The 17,978-nt window shown below is 36.3% G+C and carries 19 protein-coding genes; all 19 read left to right on the top strand.

The genetic code is table 11. From position 1 onward, the window contains the following. Position 1 precedes the first annotated feature (1 nt). Positions 2-856, top strand: coding sequence for a cell division protein FtsQ/DivIB (locus H3U49_RS02480; protein WP_198179365.1), 855 nt, complete (start codon positions 2-4; stop codon positions 854-856). A 61-nt stretch (positions 857-917) separates the two neighbouring features. After that, positions 918-2,276 (top strand): cell division protein FtsA, encoded by a 1,359-nt coding sequence (gene ftsA / locus H3U49_RS02475; RefSeq protein ID WP_198179364.1) that lies wholly within the window; start codon positions 918-920, stop codon positions 2,274-2,276. Between the two features lie 14 nt (positions 2,277-2,290). Further along, positions 2,291-3,625, top strand: a complete 1,335-nt coding sequence (gene ftsZ / locus H3U49_RS02470; RefSeq protein WP_198179363.1) for a cell division protein FtsZ — start codon at positions 2,291-2,293, stop codon at positions 3,623-3,625. Positions 3,626-3,640: 15 nt separating this feature from the next. Next, the gene (locus H3U49_RS02465; RefSeq protein ID WP_198179362.1) at positions 3,641-4,081 is read left to right on the top strand and encodes a cell division protein SepF; all 441 of its coding nucleotides are present in this window, start codon (positions 3,641-3,643) and stop codon (positions 4,079-4,081) included. Continuing rightward, complete coding sequence (locus tag H3U49_RS02460; RefSeq protein WP_198179360.1) at positions 4,081-4,386, top strand: YggT family protein; 306 nt, start codon at positions 4,081-4,083, stop codon at positions 4,384-4,386. Before H3U49_RS02465 ends, H3U49_RS02460 begins: the two co-directional genes overlap by 1 nt. Positions 4,387-4,586: 200 nt before the next feature. Beyond that, a complete protein-coding gene (locus H3U49_RS02455; protein ID WP_198179584.1) occupies positions 4,587-5,402 on the top strand; it encodes an RNA-binding protein in 816 nt (271 codons plus the stop codon). Continuing rightward, positions 5,369-6,175 carry a DivIVA domain-containing protein gene (locus tag H3U49_RS02450; RefSeq protein WP_198179359.1) on the top strand — a complete coding sequence of 269 codons (807 nt, stop codon included), beginning with the start codon at positions 5,369-5,371 and terminating at the stop codon, positions 6,173-6,175. The genes H3U49_RS02455 and H3U49_RS02450 overlap by 34 nt, the downstream gene beginning before the upstream one ends. Positions 6,176-6,394: 219 nt before the next feature. Further along, the gene (ileS, locus tag H3U49_RS02445) at positions 6,395-9,184 is read left to right on the top strand and encodes an isoleucine--tRNA ligase (protein ID WP_198179358.1); all 2,790 of its coding nucleotides are present in this window, start codon (positions 6,395-6,397) and stop codon (positions 9,182-9,184) included. Continuing rightward, entirely contained in the window at positions 9,184-9,390 is a 207-nt protein-coding gene (locus H3U49_RS02440) for a cold-shock protein (protein WP_198179357.1), read from the top strand. The genes ileS and H3U49_RS02440 overlap by 1 nt, the downstream gene beginning before the upstream one ends. 14 nt (positions 9,391-9,404) lie before the next feature. Then, a complete protein-coding gene (locus tag H3U49_RS02435; protein ID WP_034979378.1) occupies positions 9,405-9,968 on the top strand; it encodes an NUDIX hydrolase in 564 nt (187 codons plus the stop codon). 1 nt (position 9,969) lies between these two features. Next, positions 9,970-10,308: a hypothetical protein gene (locus H3U49_RS02430; protein WP_198179356.1), complete on the top strand. Its 339-nt coding sequence runs from the start codon at positions 9,970-9,972 to the stop codon at positions 10,306-10,308. A gap of 19 nt (positions 10,309-10,327) precedes the next feature. Next, on the top strand, positions 10,328-11,023 hold the full coding sequence (locus tag H3U49_RS02425; RefSeq protein ID WP_198179355.1) for a 5'-methylthioadenosine/adenosylhomocysteine nucleosidase: 696 nt from the start codon (positions 10,328-10,330) through the stop codon (positions 11,021-11,023). A gap of 3 nt (positions 11,024-11,026) precedes the next feature. After that, a complete protein-coding gene (locus H3U49_RS02420; protein WP_198179354.1) occupies positions 11,027-12,178 on the top strand; it encodes a cysteine desulfurase family protein in 1,152 nt (383 codons plus the stop codon). 54 nt (positions 12,179-12,232) lie between these two features. Beyond that, entirely contained in the window at positions 12,233-12,574 is a 342-nt protein-coding gene (locus H3U49_RS02415; RefSeq protein WP_034979365.1) for a DUF1831 domain-containing protein, read from the top strand. A gap of 5 nt (positions 12,575-12,579) precedes the next feature. Then, positions 12,580-13,704, top strand: a complete 1,125-nt coding sequence (mnmA, locus tag H3U49_RS02410; RefSeq protein WP_255528828.1) for a tRNA 2-thiouridine(34) synthase MnmA — start codon at positions 12,580-12,582, stop codon at positions 13,702-13,704. 118 nt (positions 13,705-13,822) lie between these two features. Then, positions 13,823-14,479: a histidine phosphatase family protein gene (locus tag H3U49_RS02405; protein WP_198179352.1), complete on the top strand. Its 657-nt coding sequence runs from the start codon at positions 13,823-13,825 to the stop codon at positions 14,477-14,479. Beyond that, positions 14,476-15,123 (top strand): tetratricopeptide repeat protein, encoded by a 648-nt coding sequence (locus tag H3U49_RS02400; RefSeq protein WP_198179351.1) that lies wholly within the window; start codon positions 14,476-14,478, stop codon positions 15,121-15,123. The genes H3U49_RS02405 and H3U49_RS02400 overlap by 4 nt, the downstream gene beginning before the upstream one ends. After that, positions 15,116-17,488, top strand: coding sequence for an ATP-dependent RecD-like DNA helicase (locus H3U49_RS02395; RefSeq protein ID WP_198179350.1), 2,373 nt, complete (start codon positions 15,116-15,118; stop codon positions 17,486-17,488). Before H3U49_RS02400 ends, H3U49_RS02395 begins: the two co-directional genes overlap by 8 nt. A 16-nt stretch (positions 17,489-17,504) precedes the next feature. Further along, on the top strand, positions 17,505-17,900 hold the full coding sequence (locus H3U49_RS02390; RefSeq protein ID WP_198179349.1) for a DUF1828 domain-containing protein: 396 nt from the start codon (positions 17,505-17,507) through the stop codon (positions 17,898-17,900). The last annotated feature ends 78 nt before the right edge of the window (positions 17,901-17,978 follow it).

The following is a 17,978-nucleotide window of genomic DNA, read 5'->3' as shown; positions in this document are numbered from 1 at the left end:
GTTGACTAAGAAGCGAGTAACAAAAATTGATCCCAAAGAAAAGTTATCGCCTTATTTAGACCACGAAACTAATCAGAAGAAAAAGTTCAAAGCTAAAGCAAAAGTCTCTGCCTCGTTATCAAAATTACGTAGTGAGCGTAAGTCTGCGTTGTTTAAGCGTCTAGGACTTATTGTTGGTGTATCAGTTGTGGCTATTTTGGGACTAGGGTATTATATTTCTCCTTTGGCAAATGTGAAAAGTATTCAAATAAAAGGAGAAAATGATTTACCAATCAGGGAAGTAGTAAAAACAGCTGATATTAAATCCAGTGATAAAGTAATTGACCATCTGTTGAATAAGAACAGCATAGATCATAAGCTGTCTTCAAGATACTCTGAGATAAAAAACACAAATGTCCATGTTAAGAATTTTAACAATATAGTTCTTAATATTGACGAATACCATACGATCGGCTACGTTAAAAATGCCAAAGGCTACCGGAAGATACTTTCACCTGGCAAATTAGGTAGCCAGGTAATTCCATGGTCAAAAGTAAGTCATGATAAGCCGGTTTTTGTGGGATATAACCATGAATTGTCGTTGCAAGAAACTCTCCATTTGTTTAATAGTCTGCCTGTCAGTTTCCAAAGGCAGATAAAATTATTAAGTGGCAACACAAGGAGAAAGTCACAAGTTATTTTTCTGATGAAAAACGGAAATGTAGTCATTGGCAACGTTTCTACCCTCAAAAGCAAATTAAAGTACTATAATAAAATAAAAACTAAAGTGGGGAAAAATACTTTAATTGATTTGGAAGTAGGCGCGTTTAGCAGACCGCTTACACCAAGTGAAAAAAGAGCTTATGGCTTAACTTAGGCTGAATTTAAGCTACTTTTATGGTAAAATTTTTGTAAAGAGGACCGACAGGGGGTAAATTTTGGACAATACAAATTTATTAGTGGGCTTAGATATTGGCACCACGAGCGTGAAAGCGGTTGTAGCAGATTCTGGAAAAGTTATCGGAGCTGTAGCAGTTCCCAATAGAGGAATGCGCCATGGCAATATAGTTGATATTGATGAAACAGCAGCTGCTATCAGCAGAGCCTTAAAGGAAATAGCCAAAAAAACAAACGCAAAGATTTATCGGGTTGTAACAGGCATACCGGTAGGTATGCTTCAACTGGAAACTGCAAGCGATTTGGTTAATGTAAGCGATAATGGTCAAGAAGTTGGCAACCATGATGTCAGACGCGTAGTGGGCGCTGCAATCAGGTCTGCAGTAAAAAACGAACGTGAACCTATTGCTTTTTTGCCAAGCCGCTTTTTAATTGATGGTGAAACTGAGGTTGATGATCCCCGTAAAATGATTGCCCATTCTCTGTCGGTACAGGGCATCATGTTAACAGCTCCGGCAAGTCCTTTGCATAATATTAAAAAGGCGATAGAGCGTGCGGGTTATTCTAATAACTTTTTTGTTCCAACACCACTTGCTATTGCCAGCGTAGCTTTAACTGAAAGTGAGCGGCACTTTGGCTCAATTATTCTCGATTTAGGCGGTGGTGTGACTACAGCTACTGTTATTCACAATAATCAGATTAAATATGCCAATATTGATTTTGAGGGTGGCAGCGACATTAGCAATGACATTTCTGTTGTTCTTAGTACGTCCAAAAAAGATGCAGAACAAATAAAACTTGATTATGGCTATGCGGATCCGAGTTTAGCTTCTGCTAAAAATAAATTTGCTGTTAATAGTGTGGGTTCAAATGGTCAACAGATGGTTGACGAGAGCTATTTAAGTGAAATTATTAATGCCAGGGTTATGCAGACTATTGATAGAATTGAAAAAGGATTAGATAAGCATGATGCTTTAAAGTTGCCTGGCGGTGTCATTATTACTGGTGGAAGCAGTCTATTACAAGGGTTTGATAGCATAATAGCCAATACTTTAAATGTAAAAGCCAGAATTTATCAACCTGACCAGATTGGAATGCGCAATCCAATCTACTCAGCCGCATATGGTGTCGTTAACTATGCATATAAAATGTCTGATATAGACTTTTTAGTAATTAGCGCCATATATGGCAAGGATTCATTCGGTCAAGAAGGAGCAACTGTACAAGAAAAGACAAAAACTTCGAAAAGAACAGCTGCTGTTAATGAAACTAAAAGAAAAGAAGAATATAATAGACATGAGTTACTAAAGCGGGAAAGATCTACGCAAAGTAAACCGAAAAAAAATACACAAAATAAAGATAAAGGCTTTAAGAACTTCTTCAAAAAGTTCTTTGATTAAAGGTGGTTAATTAGATGGATTTTACATTCGATTCTGACGACAATAAAAATGCTGTCATCAAAGTTATTGGTGTCGGCGGTGCTGGTGGTAATGCTGTTAATCGAATGATCGATGATGGCGTGCAGGGAGTATCCTTTGTAGCTGCTAACACGGATGTACAGGCATTAAATAGTAATAAAGCTGAAAATAAAATTCAGTTAGGGCCAAAATTGACGAGGGGACTTGGAGCTGGTTCTCATCCCGAAGTAGGTCAAAAAGCGGCTGAAGAAAGTGAGCAAACCATTGAAGATGCACTAAAAGGTGCAGATATGATTTTCATTACTGCCGGTATGGGTGGCGGTACTGGAACTGGTGCTGCACCAATTGTAGCCAAAATTGCACGCGAAACTGGTGCTTTGACTGTTGGCGTTGTTACTCGTCCTTTTACCTTCGAAGGTCCAAAAAGGTCCAAAAATGCTGCCGAAGGCATTGCCCAACTAAAGCAGTATGTTGATACGCTTGTTATCATTGCCAATAATCGTTTATTAGAAATGGTTGATAAAAAGACGCCTATGATGGATGCCTTTAAAGAAGCTGATAATGTTTTGAAACAAGGTGTTCAAGGCATTTCTGATTTAATTACTTCAACTGACTATGTTAACCTTGATTTTGCTGATGTTAAAACTGTTATGGCAAATCAGGGAGCAGCGTTAATGGGTATCGGTCGTGCCAGTGGAGAAAACAGAACTGTTGAAGCAACTAAGCTGGCAATTTCGTCACCATTGCTTGAAGTTTCAATTGATGGTGCCAAGCAGGTTCTCCTGAACATCACTGGTGGACCAGATTTGACATTATTTGAAGCACAGGATGCTTCTGAAATTGTTTCTAAGGCTGCAGGCGATGATGTTAATATTATTTTTGGTACATCCATCAATCCTAATCTAGGGGATGAGGTTGTTGTGACTGTTATTGCTACAGGAATAAATTCACAAGCAGAAGAGGAAGCTTCTAAGCAGCTTCCTGGTCACAGTCACCAGATAAAGTCACAACCTAGTCAAACTAATTCATCTATGTCGAGAACAAATTCAGCTGAAAGACCAATTGAACCTAAGACTTCAACTGATGATGGCACCCAAACTGTTCAAACCGCGCCAAAGCATAGGCCCATGGTTGATCCAACAAGCGTTTGGGGGTTGGACAATGATAACGAAGGAAATCGTCGCTCGACTCCTTCTGCTTCAAATCAAGAGCAAAGATCAAGTTCATTTGATGACGACGATCAAAGTAGTATTTCACAAATCGAAACCAACGCTTTCGATGACGATGATACTGATGATATACCATTTTTCAGGCATCGTGGTGAAAACTAATGGGAGGCAAGAGAAATGGCTTTTAGTAAAATAGGTAAGTTTTTCGGTGTTGCAAACGATGACGATGAAATGCTGGATGACGAATATGCAGAAGAGCAACAATTAAATAATGAGGACAATTATTCTGCGAGTGCTGTTGATCGTGATAATGTAGTTTCAATAAAATCTGGCATGAATGCGGCTAAAAGCAAAATTGTTCTTTATGAGCCACGGGTTTATTCTGATGCTAAAGATGTAGCACAAAATTTGTTGAATAACAAAGCGGTGATTATTAATTTTAGCAGGATGGAAGATGCTTCGGCTCGGAGAGTTGTTGATTTTATTACAGGGACAGTTTATGCCCTAAATGGTGAAATACAGCGTATTGGCGATAAAATATTTTTAGCAACACCTCCTAAATTCGTTACTAATGGCAAAATTAGTGACCTAGTTGATAAGAAAGATACTTTAAGTTAATGGCAGCAAATATCATATATTACGGCATTTATATTCTAGATTATATAATATGGATCTATAGCATCATTATGGTAATCGATGCAATTTTAAGTTGGGTTCCTTCCTTACGTGATTCGACTGTTGGACGCATAATCGACTTGTTAGTTGATCCATATTTAAACCTTTTTCGTAAAGGACCGATTGCCAGACTATCTAATGCTACTGGATTGGATATTTCATTTTTAATTGGCTTATTGTTTCTTTATTTTGTGCAATATTATGTCTTAAAATGGGTTGCAAACATCTTATTTAGGTTGTTTGTTTGATTTGATTTTTTATAAAGGGCTGATAAATTTCCTTAGAGCGCTAAATTGATTTATCAGCTCTTTATTTATTGTTAAATAATACAAATTGCTTGTTCATTTTATGATGAATGACTTTTAGAGTTAATGCTATAATGGTGTAAGAAAAGGCCAATCTGTCTTTCACCTTCATTAGCAGGGGGAATTGTGTGAAGACAAAAAATATGGCAAAGCGAAGTTTTTACGCCAAGAATGTTTTATTTAAAGATGATTTGTCTGACCAAAAAACAGTGGATAAGATGAACGGAATTATAAATAATGTTCTTGGCAAACATGAAGAAGTTTTAACAGATTTTTTGGATCCTGGCGAAAGAGATATTCTTAAAAAAATAGCTAGGACTGAAGTTTGTTTACAAAGCTTTGGAGGATACTCAAACGCTGAAAAAAAGAGAGTATTTATAACTGAAGATTGGAATACTATTGCACCTTCTTCTTATCAGATTACTGTTTTTAATATTGAATATCCTCAAAAATTTGCCTGTTTAACACATAGCGCTATATTGGGAAGTCTAGCTAATGCAGGTATAGAAACTTCAACCTTTGGCGACATTATTACTGATGGAGATGGTCGCTGGCAATTTTTTGCAAAAAGTGAGCTGAAAGATTTTTTTCAACATGAAATAAACCATATTGGCAAAACAAAAGTTAGGATAAGACCCAGTTTAAATCAAAAAGTAATTATAGTTGATGATGAAAGTGAAGTGTCGACTGCTATTGTTTCATCACTCAGACTGGATGCAGTTTTAGCTTCAATCACACATGAAAGCAGGCAACAAATAAAAGCAAATATTTCTAATAATTTGGTTAAATTAAATTGGCATAGTGTCAAAGATTCTAATATAATGATTGGTGAAGATGATGTCCTTAGTTTAAGACATTTTGGCAGATGCAAAATTACGGATATTTCAACTACGAGAAAAGGTAAACATAAGGTGGTGTATAAACTATGGCAGACGAAAAGAAGGAATCGCAGAAATTGACTCCGCTTGAAATTCATAACAAAGAATTCAAAAAGAGAGGCCTAAGTGGCTATGACAGGCATGAAGTAGACAGTTTTTTAGATCAAATTATCAACGATTATGGCGATGCGCTAGACCAAACAGTTGACTTGAAAAATGAAATTGTGCATTTACAAGAACAAGTTTCAGACTTACAAAAGCAAGTTAAACAATTCAAGCAGAACGAAAATGCTACAAAAGAAGCAGTGGGTAACGCTAAAATTAAGGCTGAAAGAATTATCAATGATGCTACAGTCCAAGCTAATAATGCTACCGAACAAGCAAAAATCGACACTGATTATCAACGTCAGCAGCTTGAAACTATTAAGTCTGATTACGAACGTGTGAAAAAAGAAGCTTCTGGTTATCGCTCTTATATTCAAGATCTTTTACAAAAAGCAATTGAAAATCTCAATGATGAAAAGTGGCAAAAGGCACTTGATCAATACTTTGATACTGAGCGCTTTTATCCTCCAGATGGGGCTGAACCAATAATGCTTACTGATGAAGAAGAAGATGTTGATGAAGACGATGATGATATTGATGAAGACGAAGAAGTTGACGATGAACTTGACAATGACATTGATGATGAAGTAAACTTTGAACATAACATTGATGAAAATAATGATAGTCCCCAACCGATGTCGGGTGACAGTCCGCATACTGAAACGGTTAACACGGAAAATGTTAACGATTCTAACAACGGCTCTGGACCTACTGTTATTTTTCCCAATGACTATAAAAATCACAAATAACAAACTGACAGTAAAACTCGAGAGCAATTCAGCGAATTAGCGGTGGTGTAAGGCTAATATAAGAGCTCAAAGGTTGATCAGCTGTTTGAGATGGTTTGTTACGTTAGTTGCACGATATGTAACTCATAAGTGGAGTTTAAAACTCAATTTAGGTGGTACCACGATATTAACCTCGCCCTAATTTTAGGACGAGGATTTTTTTATAGGGAGGATTAAAAAATGAGAGTGAAAAATACACTTAATATGGGTAAAACCAAATTTAAGATGCGGGGCAATTTGCCAGTTCGCGAAGCACAATGGCAAAAAGAGTGGGAAGAAAATAAATTATATGAACAAAGATTAAAACTGAATAAAGGAAAACCAAGATTTGATTTACATGATGGGCCTCCTTTTGCAAACGGTAATATTCACATTGGCCATGCTATGAATAAAGTTTCAAAAGACATAATTGTTCGTTTTAAGAACATGAATGGCTATTATGCTCCCTATGTTCCAGGTTGGGATACTCATGGTTTACCAATTGAACAACAGTTGACCAAACAGGGTGTTGACCGTAAGAAAATGAATCTTGCGGATTACCGTCAGCTTTGTCAAGATTTTGCCAGTAAAGAAGTAAAAAAGCAAATGACTGACTTTAAGCGTTTGGGAGTAATGGGGGACTGGGATCATCCATATATTACTTATCAGCCTGAATATGAAGCTGAAGAAATTCGTGTCTTTGGTAAAATGTATGAAAAAGGTTACATCTATAAAGGTAAAAAACCTGTTTATTGGTCCCCTTCAAGTGAGTCAACGTTAGCTGAAGCTGAAGTTGAATATCATGATATTAAATCACCTTCAATATATGTTTCTTTTCCAGTGAAAGATGGTAAGGGCATTCTCGATCCAGAAAATACTTATTTCTTAATTTGGACAACTACACCATGGACAATTCCTACTAACCAAGGTATCACGGTTAATCCGGGCTTTGATTATTCAGTAGTTCAAGTGGGTCCAAAGCGCTATGTCGTTGGCACTGACCGTCTAGAAGCAGTTGCTCAAGAATTGGGTTGGGAAGACTATCAAGTCGTTCAGCACCTTAAGGGTACTGAAATGGATCATATGGTAGCCAAGCATCCTTTATATGACCGTGATTCTCTGCTTATGAATGCGATGCATGTTACTGCTAGTGATGGTACCGGCTTAGTACATACGGCTTCCGGCTTTGGTGAAGATGACTATAATGTTGCTCAAAAATATGGTCTGCCGGTATATAGTCCCATGGATGATAAAGGTTGTTTTACTGAAGATATTAACGATCCCGATTTAGTAGGGTTGTTTTACGATGATGCCAATAAAGTCGTCAGCGAAAAATTAAAGAAATCTGGCAATTTACTTAAACTTAGTTTCTTTACCCACTCATACCCGCATGATTGGCGCACGAAGAAACCCGTAATTTATCGGGCTACTACTCAATGGTTTGCTTCGGTTGAAAAATTCCGCCAACAGATTCTTGATCAAATTGATCAGGTTAAATTCACGCCATCCTGGGGTCAATTACGCCTGCATAATATGATTAAGGATCGTGGCGATTGGGTAATCTCAAGACAACGGGCTTGGGGCGTTCCATTACCAATCTTTTACGCAGAAGATGGCACTGCAATTGTCACACCGGAAACTATTGAACATATTGCGCAGATTTTTGCTAAAGAAGGATCAAACGCTTGGTATAGAAGAAGTGCTAAGGAATTGTTACCAGAAGGCTTTACTTCTGAGCATTCACCAAATGGCAAATTTACTAAAGAAAACGACATTTTAGACGTTTGGTTCGACTCTGGGTCTTCTCATCAAGCTGTCATGGCTAAAAGACCAGACTTGAATTTCCCATGTGATCTATACCTTGAAGGTAGTGATCAGTATCGTGGCTGGTTCAATTCAAGTCTGATTACAGCTGTAGCTGCCACGGGTAAAGCACCTTATCGCGGTATTTTGTCTCAAGGTTTTGTTTTGGATGAAAAAGGACATAAAATGTCTAAATCATTAGGTAACGTAATTTCACCAAATGATGTCATCAAACAAATGGGAGCAGAAATTATTCGCTTGTGGGTAGCTTCTGTAGACACTACTTCTGATGTTGCTGTTTCGCAAAATATTTTGCGTCAAACTTCAGAGAGTTACCGCAAAATAAGAAACACTTTCCGTTATATGCTGGCTAATACTTCTGATTTTGACCCGCAAACAGATAGGGTCGCTTATGAAGATTTAAACTCTATTGACCAGTATATGGAAGTTCAACTTAACGATTTGGTTAAAATTTGTCTTGACAGTTATGAACGTTACGATTTTAATAATGTTTATAAAAAGTTATTTGCCTTCATTTCTAATGATCTGTCAGCGTTTTATCTTGACTTTGCCAAAGATGTTCTTTACATTGAGAGTAAAAATAGTCATGCCAGAAGATCAATGCAAACTGTGATTTATGACGCAACCGTTAAGTTAGCTAAGGTTTTGACACCAATCTTGCCACATACCATGGAGGAAGTTTGGTCTTTCTTAAAGGAAAAGGAAGATTATGTCCAACTTGCTGAAATGCCTGAAATTGAGCATTATGCAAATCATGATGAACTCATTGACAACTGGAAGAAATTTATGAATTTCCGCGATGATGTTTTGAAAGTTTTAGAAGAAGCGCGTGATCAAAAGTTAATCGGTAAGTCTTTTGAAGCTGCAGTCACAGTTTATCCGACGGATGAGATGAGAGCAGTCTTAGCCAATCTGGATGCAAACTTTAGACAAATTTTAATAGTTTCTAAATTAACTATTGCTGACGGTGAAGCACCGGCAAATGCTGAAGAATTACCGAATGGTGCATTTGTGGTTGAACACGCAGCAGGTGAAGTTTGTCCTCGTTGCCGTATGATTAGAACCGATATTGGAGCTGATAGCGAAGTTCCAATGCTTTGTGGCAGATGTGCTAAAATTGTTAAAGAAGATTATCCTGAAGCTGTACAAGAAGGTTTAGAAGAATAATGCGTTACGGTAAGGTAAAGCAGTTTGATCAAAACAGTAGTTTTGGTTTTATCACTGACGATGAAAATCAGAAGGCGTACTTTGTCTTTTATACTGCTATTAAAGAAGAAGGATATCGTCGCTTACATGTCGGACAAAAAGTCAAATATCAGCTTGCTCAAGGAAAAAATGGATTGCAATGTGTTAATGTATATTTAGCTGATTAGCAGGAAAGTGAATAATGGATTTAACAGAAACTGAAATCTCTTCAAAACAAATTTTTACAGGTCGTATAGTTGATCTTTCAGTAAGAACGATCAAATTGCCTAATGGTGAGACTGCTACAAGAGAAGTAGTAAAACATCAACCTGCATCAGCTGCTATAGCTGTGAATGAAAAGCAGGAAATGCTGTTAGTTGAACAATGGCGTGAGCCTATCAAAGAGTTGACTTTAGAAATTCCAGCAGGTTTAATAGACGAAACTGATGCTAGTCCACTTGATGCAATGAAAAGAGAGTTAAACGAAGAAGGCGGCTATCATGCAGACTACTGGGAAAAGATAACTGAGTTTTATTCATCTCCCGGTTTTACTAATGAGAAACTCTACTTATTTTATTGCGATACATTAACTAAATTGACTGATAAAAAAGATCTTGATCCTGATGAGTTTTTAACTAGTCATTGGTTTAGTTTGGAAGAGTTGAAAAGACTTTCGGCACAGGGTAAAATCGTTGATGCCAAGACATTATATGCAATGAGTGTTTGGGAAAACATGCTGCTCACCGGTGCTGACGCAAAGGAATAAAATGACTGAAAAACGATCTGATTACCGTAAAAAATTAAAACATAAAAAAAGCAAAAACTTTTTAAATACAATTAAATCTGCTTTTGATGATAGTGATGATGAAGTTGATGTTAATCCTGATTTTACCCGTGATAAAGATGAAGTTGCAGAATCAAATGATTTTGCAAATGACAGGGTAAAAAATCAAGAGCAGGCTCCAAGAAGAGAAGAGAATAAATCTCAGTCTCAGTTAACTACGAGTCAAGAAAAAGCATTAAAGCTGAAAGGTAAACTTAATCGTGCAATTTTGATTGTTGCTGTTTTAATTATTTTGGTTTTATTAGCGTTATTTCACTTATAAAAATAAAACGAGGGTAAAAATGAAGATAGCGATTATTGTCCCAATGGAAATTGAGGCTGAATATTATCATAAGTATTTTCACTCTGGTCGCAAAGAAATGTTCGGATCTACTACATTCGAGCATTTTTGCGTTAACCACAATGATTTATATATTAGTTTAAGCGGAATTGGCAAAGTGCAGGCTGCTATGAACTTAGCTAGTTTGTTAAGCAAAGTCGATATTGATTTAGTTTTCATGACAGGAACAGCAGGATCTTTGCAAAAAGAAGTTCATAAAGAAGATTTGATTTTAGCTGATTCATTTGCATATCATGATGCTCACAATACGTTGGCAGGTGATTATGTTGAAGGGCAAATACCCGGTGAACCAGCCCAATTTGACTTAAATTCTTCTGCAAGAAAGCAATTTGCACAGTTCTTGCAAGAAAACAAGATTGAATTTAAAGAGGGATTAATTGTTACCGGTGATTCCTTTATTGGCTCGCAGAAGCAAAAAGATGAAATTAAACAAAACTTTGCTCATGCTTTAGGTGTCGAAATGGAGGGAGCCGCTTTTGCTCAGGTAGCTTATCATTTTAAAAAACCTTTGATAGCTTTACGGGCTATTTCTGACAATGGTAATCAAGATGCAAACGGTGACTTTGATCATTTCGCTCAAAAGGTAGGAGCAAAAGCTGCTAAAATTATTTGTACTTACATAGAGAAGATGAATTAATAGATGACAGAAATTTATCTGGATAATGCAGCTACAACACCAATGTCGCCCAATGTAATCGACGTGATAACTGAGGAAATGAAAAACAATTTTGGTAATGCTTCAAGTACCTATGAACTGGGACGCAAAGCTCGTCATGTGATTGATCAGGCAAGGCAAAAAGCTGCCAGGGCAATTAACGCCAAGGAAAATGAAATAATTTTTACATCTGGTGGTTCAGAAAGTAATAACACTGCTATTTTTGGAACTGCTCATAGTCGCCAAAGTATTGGTAAACGTATAATTACTACTAAGATTGAACATCCATCTGTTTTAAAACCAATGCAACGTTTAGAAAGTGAGGGTTATGAAGTCATTTACCTTGATGTTGATGAAAATGGTTGTATTTCATTAGCAGATTTGGAAGATGCACTAACTCCGCAAACCACATTGGTTTCCGTCATGGCCGTTAATAATGAATTGGGCACAATTAATCCACTTATTGAAATTGGCAATATAGTAAAGAAAAGCAATGCATATTTTCATGTTGATGCTGTACAAGGACTGGGCAATATAGATCTTGATGTTGTTAAGATGAATATCGATTTGTTATCAACTTCTGCTCATAAAATTAATGGTCCGAAATTCCTTGGCTTTTTATATGAAAAAAACTCGCTCAATTTGCCACCTCTTATTTATGGTGGAGAACAAGAAACTAAGCGCAGAGCAGGAACGGAAAATGTACCGGGAATTGCTGGTTTCGGTGAAGCAATTAGTGAAATTGCAGCTATAGATAAAAAAAGTTTGCAAACTAAATATCAGAACTTGCAAAATATTATTTTGCATGAACTTAGTCAAGCTAAAATTGAATATCAGGTTAATGGTGGAACCCAAAAATTTGATTCTCATCACGTATTGAATCTGCACTTTAATAAAGTTTCAACGACTGTTTTGCAGACAAATTTGGATTTAGCTGGTTTTGCAGTTTCTGGAGGCTCTGCATGTACTGCAGGTTCAATTGAGCCATCACATGTTTTAGTGGCTTGTTTTGGTAAAGATTCTGCGAGAATAAATGAATCTATTCGCATTTCTTTTGGACGTTATACCACTGAAGAAGAAGTTAGAGCCTTTGCAAAGGAACTGACTGATATTGTAAGTAAAATCCAAAATAAATAAATTTAATTGCTTTTTTAGTTAAATATGCTTATTATTAGTAAGTGAGGTAGAATTATGGCAAATACAGTTATTATTAATGGGGATAAACGCAAGTTTACCCTTAGTCCAGAACTAAAACTATACGCTCTAATTGATGCTGGTTTTGTTAAAACCGTTAAGGGTAATTTTAATTATGAGCATCCACTTTATAATGATTCGCCGTATAATGCTCCAACTAAATTGAAGATGACCATAAATAAAGAGATGACTCATCTGACCATGGTTGTTACAGACAAAAATGGTTTGCAAAAGGTCAACATTTTTAAGAATGAGAAATTAGCTCCCACTGTTGAACTTTTAGATTATATATTAAAAGATTTAGAAGAGCGCAATATTATTGTTGCTGTGAAGGATTGATTAATTTGGTAAAGAAAAAAACCAGAGTTGTAGTTGGCATGAGTGGGGGAGTGGACTCTTCCGTTTCGGCACTCCTTTTAAAAGAACAGGGATACGATGTAATTGGCGTCTTTATGAAAAATTGGGATGACACTGATGATTCTGGTGTCTGCACTGCTACTGATGATTACGAAGATGTAAAAAGAGTAGCAGATCAAATCGGGATTCCTTACTATTCAATCAATTTTGAAAAAGAATATTGGCATCGCGTTTTTGAGTATTTTTTAAATGAATATAAAAAAGGCCATACGCCTAATCCGGATGTGATGTGCAATAGTCAGATAAAGTTTAAATCATTTTTAGAATTTGCACTTAATCTTGATGCAGATTACATTGCAATGGGTCATTATGCGAAAACTATAACTGACAAAAATGGTATCACTCATATGATGCGCCCTAAAGATGGCAATAAGGATCAAACTTACTTTTTAAGCCAATTAAGCCAAAATCAGATTAGTCGAGTTATTTTTCCGTTAGCTAATTTAACTAAACCACAGGTGCGCGAAATTGCGCTTAAAAACGACCTGGCTACCGCCAAAAAGAAGGATTCTACAGGCATTTGTTTTATTGGTGAAAGAAATTTTCGTAAATTTTTGAGTGAATTTTTGCCTGCCCAATCTGGAGACATGGTCACACCAGATGGAAAAGTAGTCGGTCATCATGCTGGTTTAATGTACTATACAATTGGTCAAAGATCGGGATTAGGACTTGGTTCAACGAAAGAATCAACTGCTCCCTGGTTTGTGGTCGGTAAGGATCTACAAAAAAATCAATTGATCGTCGAGCAGGGATATGACAGCAAATTGCTTTACGCCACCGAATTGGAAGCTAGTGATATGTCATTCTTTACCGGACAGCCTGATCACGATTTTAAAATTCATTGCAGTGCCAAGTTTCGTTATCGTCAACCCGATGTTGGGGTAACAGTATCCTATGATGCAGCAAAAAACAAGGCGAAAGTTTACTTTGATGAGCCAGCACGTGCCGTTACTCCTGGGCAAGCTCTTGTTCTTTATCAGGGTGAGGAATGTCTTGGTGGTGGCAATATTGATTGTGCCTATCAAAATGATCGTCAGCTTCAATTAGTTTAATAGAAACTTGAAAGAAAATGTTTATGTGCATTTTCTTTTTTTATTTGTGTTCTTTTTTCTTTTAAACTATTAAATGATAAACTAGAAAATAACAGTTACGGAAAAGAGTATTTAATGAATGCAGATTTATTTCATCAGACATGGTAAAACAGAATGGAACTTACAGAAGCGCTTTCAAGGAGCTCACGGTGATTCGCCACTTTTAAAGCAAAGCTTAATTGATATTCAAAAATTAAGTAGTTTTTTAGGTGAAACTAAATTTGCAGGCATTTATTCAAGTCCATTAAAAAGGGCCAGGACAACAGCAGAAAGACTCGCTAAAGAAATGGGTTATCCCTTTGCCATCAAAATAGATGAACGTTTGCGAGAATTTGATTTAGGAGCTATGGAAGGACTTACGTTTACTGAAGCCAAAGCCAGATATCCTGAGCAAGTAACTGATATTTGGGATAAACCTGATAAATACGATGGCCACAGCATCGGAGGTGAAAATTATCCTGAGGTAATTGCACGTGGCAAAGACTTTGGTCGAGACGTTGGCTTACAATTTAAACCAGACGACAAAGTTTTAGCAGTGAGCCATGGGGCAGCTTTGGGAGCGATTATGGGTGGATTATTAGGTTATCCTTTACCAGACATCCGCCAGAATGGTGGTTTAAGTAATACCAGCCTGACTATTTTGGAAACAAAAGATAGTGGTAAAACCTTTAAAGCTCTGGTATGGAATGAAACGAAATTTTTGGACAGGAAAATGGAAGACTCGGATTCATTATGATAAAAAAAAGAGAAAAGACTGCTAAAACAAGCGCAGTAAACAAAAAGGTACATGAATTAATAACGAAAATTGATGAACAACCACATAATAGTGAGAACTATTTAGAATTAGCAACCTTTTTAATAGAGCAAGGCAGCAGTGACCAAGCCACTGAACTATTAGAAAAAGCCCAAAAGTTAGTTACTCATCCTCAAGATTTAGATTATGATTTGGCAGTTTGCTATTATTTACAGGGCAAATTTGATACAGCATTAAATATACTTAATCAAATTCCTAATGATGATTTAGTTTTATATCAAAAAGCACTCGTTTTTTTTAAAGTTGGCCAAAGCCAAAAAGCATTGGCATACGCTTTAACAATTAAGAATGTTGATGCAAAAGTCTCGGAATTAATAGGGGATATTTGGTTAAGCCTAGGTAAAACTCAGGAAGCAGAGTCAGCTTATAAAAAAATAGCTCATAAAAAGAGGTCGGCCAAAATAAATTTCATGCTGGGTATCACAATTTTATCCAGAAATCGCCAAGAGGCTGAAAAATATCTGGCAAAGTCAAAAAAACAAGATCCTAAAATTTTTGCACAAGAGCAAAAAAAATATGCTTCAATATTAAAATTAGTGAATGATGCGAGAAAGAAAAATGACTGAATTTACTGGTAAAATTAACCGAATAGTTTTTGAAAACGATCAAGACCTTTATAAAATACTTGATGTTGCCATAATTGGAAAATTAGAAAAATATGATCGTGAAGATATTAAAGTGACCGGCAGTTTTGGAGATGTCCAAGTTGGTGCAACTTATACCTTTTCAGGAAGGTTAATTGTGCATAATAAATTTGGCCTGCAATTTCGTTGCGATAATTATAAATTAGCTTTACCTCATGAAAAGGGGAGCCTAATTAATTTTTTAAGTTCGAGCAAGTTTCCCGGAATCGGCAAAAAAGCAGCTGATACGATAATTTCAGACTTGGGAATGGATGCACTGACAGTTTTAAAGGAAAAGCCTGAAAAAATTGGTACTTTGTCTCTTTCAAAAAAGCAAAAAGAAAGTTTGTTAAACGGCGTCAGTTCAATGGATTCATACTCTGAAACTGTATTAAAATTGGCTCAATTTGGCTTGAACAAAAAAGTAGCAAGTAGACTGTATCAACTTTATCATGGTGAAACTTTAGCTAAACTTGAAGAGGATCCCTATGCCTCTATTGCGGAAGTTACAGGCTATGCTTTTAAGAGTGCTGATCGAATCGGCAGTAAATTGGGAATGGCACTCGATGATCCCAAAAGAGTTAATGGCGCTGTTTTTCAAATTTTACTTGATGAAGTAGCTAAAGAAGGCAATACTTACGTCAAACTTGAGCAGCTATTGCAAGAAGCGAGCAAGCTACTGCAAATTGATGAGTACGATACGATAGCAACTTGCGTTAATAATCTCCAGCATCAAGGTAAAGTTGTGGTAATGGGAGAAAATGCGGCTTTACAGGAAATTTATGAAACTGAAACTGATATTGCCAACGCAATGAAAAACTTGGTGGAAAAAAAGCAAAAGAGTTCAAGTTACAATGAAAAAGAATTAAATCTTGCAATAACTCACGCTGAAACCAAGTTGAAAATTCACTATGATAACACACAGAAAGCAGCGATTAAAAACGCACTGACGAATCCAATTTCAATTTTAACTGGTGGCCCCGGAACTGGCAAAACTACTATCATTAACGGTATTTTGTTAGCATTGAAAGAGCTAGCAGAAATACCATCATCGTCTCTTTATAGTACAGATCCACCATTTTTACTTGCTGCACCCACTGGTCGTGCAGCCAAGAGAATGGAAGAAATTACTGGAATCACAGCTAAAACTATCCATCGGTTGCTGGGTTTAGGGATTGGTGAAAATGATGCAACTGATCTGAATGAATTAAACGGTGAAATTTTAATTATTGATGAAATGTCGATGGTAGATATGTTTTTGTTTAGGCAACTGGTTTCCTGCATCAATGAAACTAAGCACATAGTTTTCGTAGGTGATAAGGATCAGCTGCCATCAGTTGGTGCCGGAAATGTATTTGCTGATTTAATCAAATCACAGGCCTTTCCTACTACCGTTCTTAAGCAAATTCACCGTCAAGGAGACGATTCCAGCATTATTACGTTGGCGCACGACATTAATGAAGGAAAGAATCCCCAAGAATTATTTAAAAAGACGAAAAACTACTCATTTATTTCATGTCCACCGCATGAAGTTTCCCATGTTGTCAGTCAAATAGTCCAGCGTGCTTTGGCAAAGGGCTTTAATCCGGATGACGTTCAAGTACTAGGAGCAATGTACCAGGGCGATGGTGGGGTTAACAATTTGAATAATGTTATTCAAGAAATTATTAATCCACCTAAGGAAAATAGTAAAACTTTAGAGGTGCACGACGAAATTTTTCGCATTGGTGACCGCATTTTGCAATTGCAAAATAATCCAGAAAAAGATATCTATAATGGACAAATCGGTAAAATCCTGACAATTGATAATGATAATTCTCAAAAATGCATGGTGGCAGATTTTGATGACAGAGAAATAACTTTCAGTAAAAAAGATCTGTTTGATTTAACCAGAGCTTATGCAATCACCATCCATAAAGCTCAAGGCTCTGAATTTCCGTTAGTTATTTTGAGTCTGACTATGCAAAACTATGTCATGCTTAAACGTAACTTATTGTACACTGCTGTTACTCGCGCAGAGCAAAATTTGGTTTTAATTGGTGATCCTCGCGCTTATGAAATGGCTTTTAATACTTCTGGTAATGATCGTCAGACAGGATTAACTGTTAAATTACAAAAAATACTAAATGTGCCAAATAAAGATGACTCAGAAAAAATTCCTGGTAAAAGTGAGCCAGAAGAAGCAAATTCTGATAGGCTCGAAGATCTAAGTCAGGATCATATCTTAACACCGGAGTTGATTTATTCAGGTCGAATTGATCCTATGATTGGGATGCAAGATATTAAATTAACAGAAAGAACAAATTAAGGGACTTTTTTAAACAATGGCAAAGATAAAAAAGGAACAATCTTATATTAATTTGCAAAAAGAAATTGTAAAATGGATTACCACTAAGACTCATATTTTAAATTTTGGTCCAGATACTCTTGAAATTGAAACTATTTTTAAAGATTCATTTGACGAAGCTGTATATTGCTTTATCGAAAAAACTGGGTTTGCAACCTATAATGTTACTGATGATGGTCGGACTCTTTTTAAATTAGATCCTAGCGCAAGTGACGAGGATTTGATTGCTGCCAGCGAAGATTTAGTCACAGCTAGCGGCTTTTCTTTTAATGTCGAAAATGGAGTGATCAGCTGTGAAAGTGATGAGCAAACTTTGGCTGAAAACATTATGCAATTAGGACAATTAGCAGTAAAAGTTTCATATCTTAATTAAAAAGCTATCACTAAATACTATTTTTTATTGCTAATTTTAAAAAATAATGATTAAATTATTGGTATCATTTTAAATAAA

The organism is Lactobacillus sp. W8174, assembly GCF_016100975.1.
GTDB classification, from domain to species: domain Bacteria; phylum Bacillota; class Bacilli; order Lactobacillales; family Lactobacillaceae; genus Lactobacillus; species Lactobacillus juensis.
Note: the sequence above shows the minus strand (reverse complement) of the source record. Positions and strands in the feature narration are given on the sequence as shown.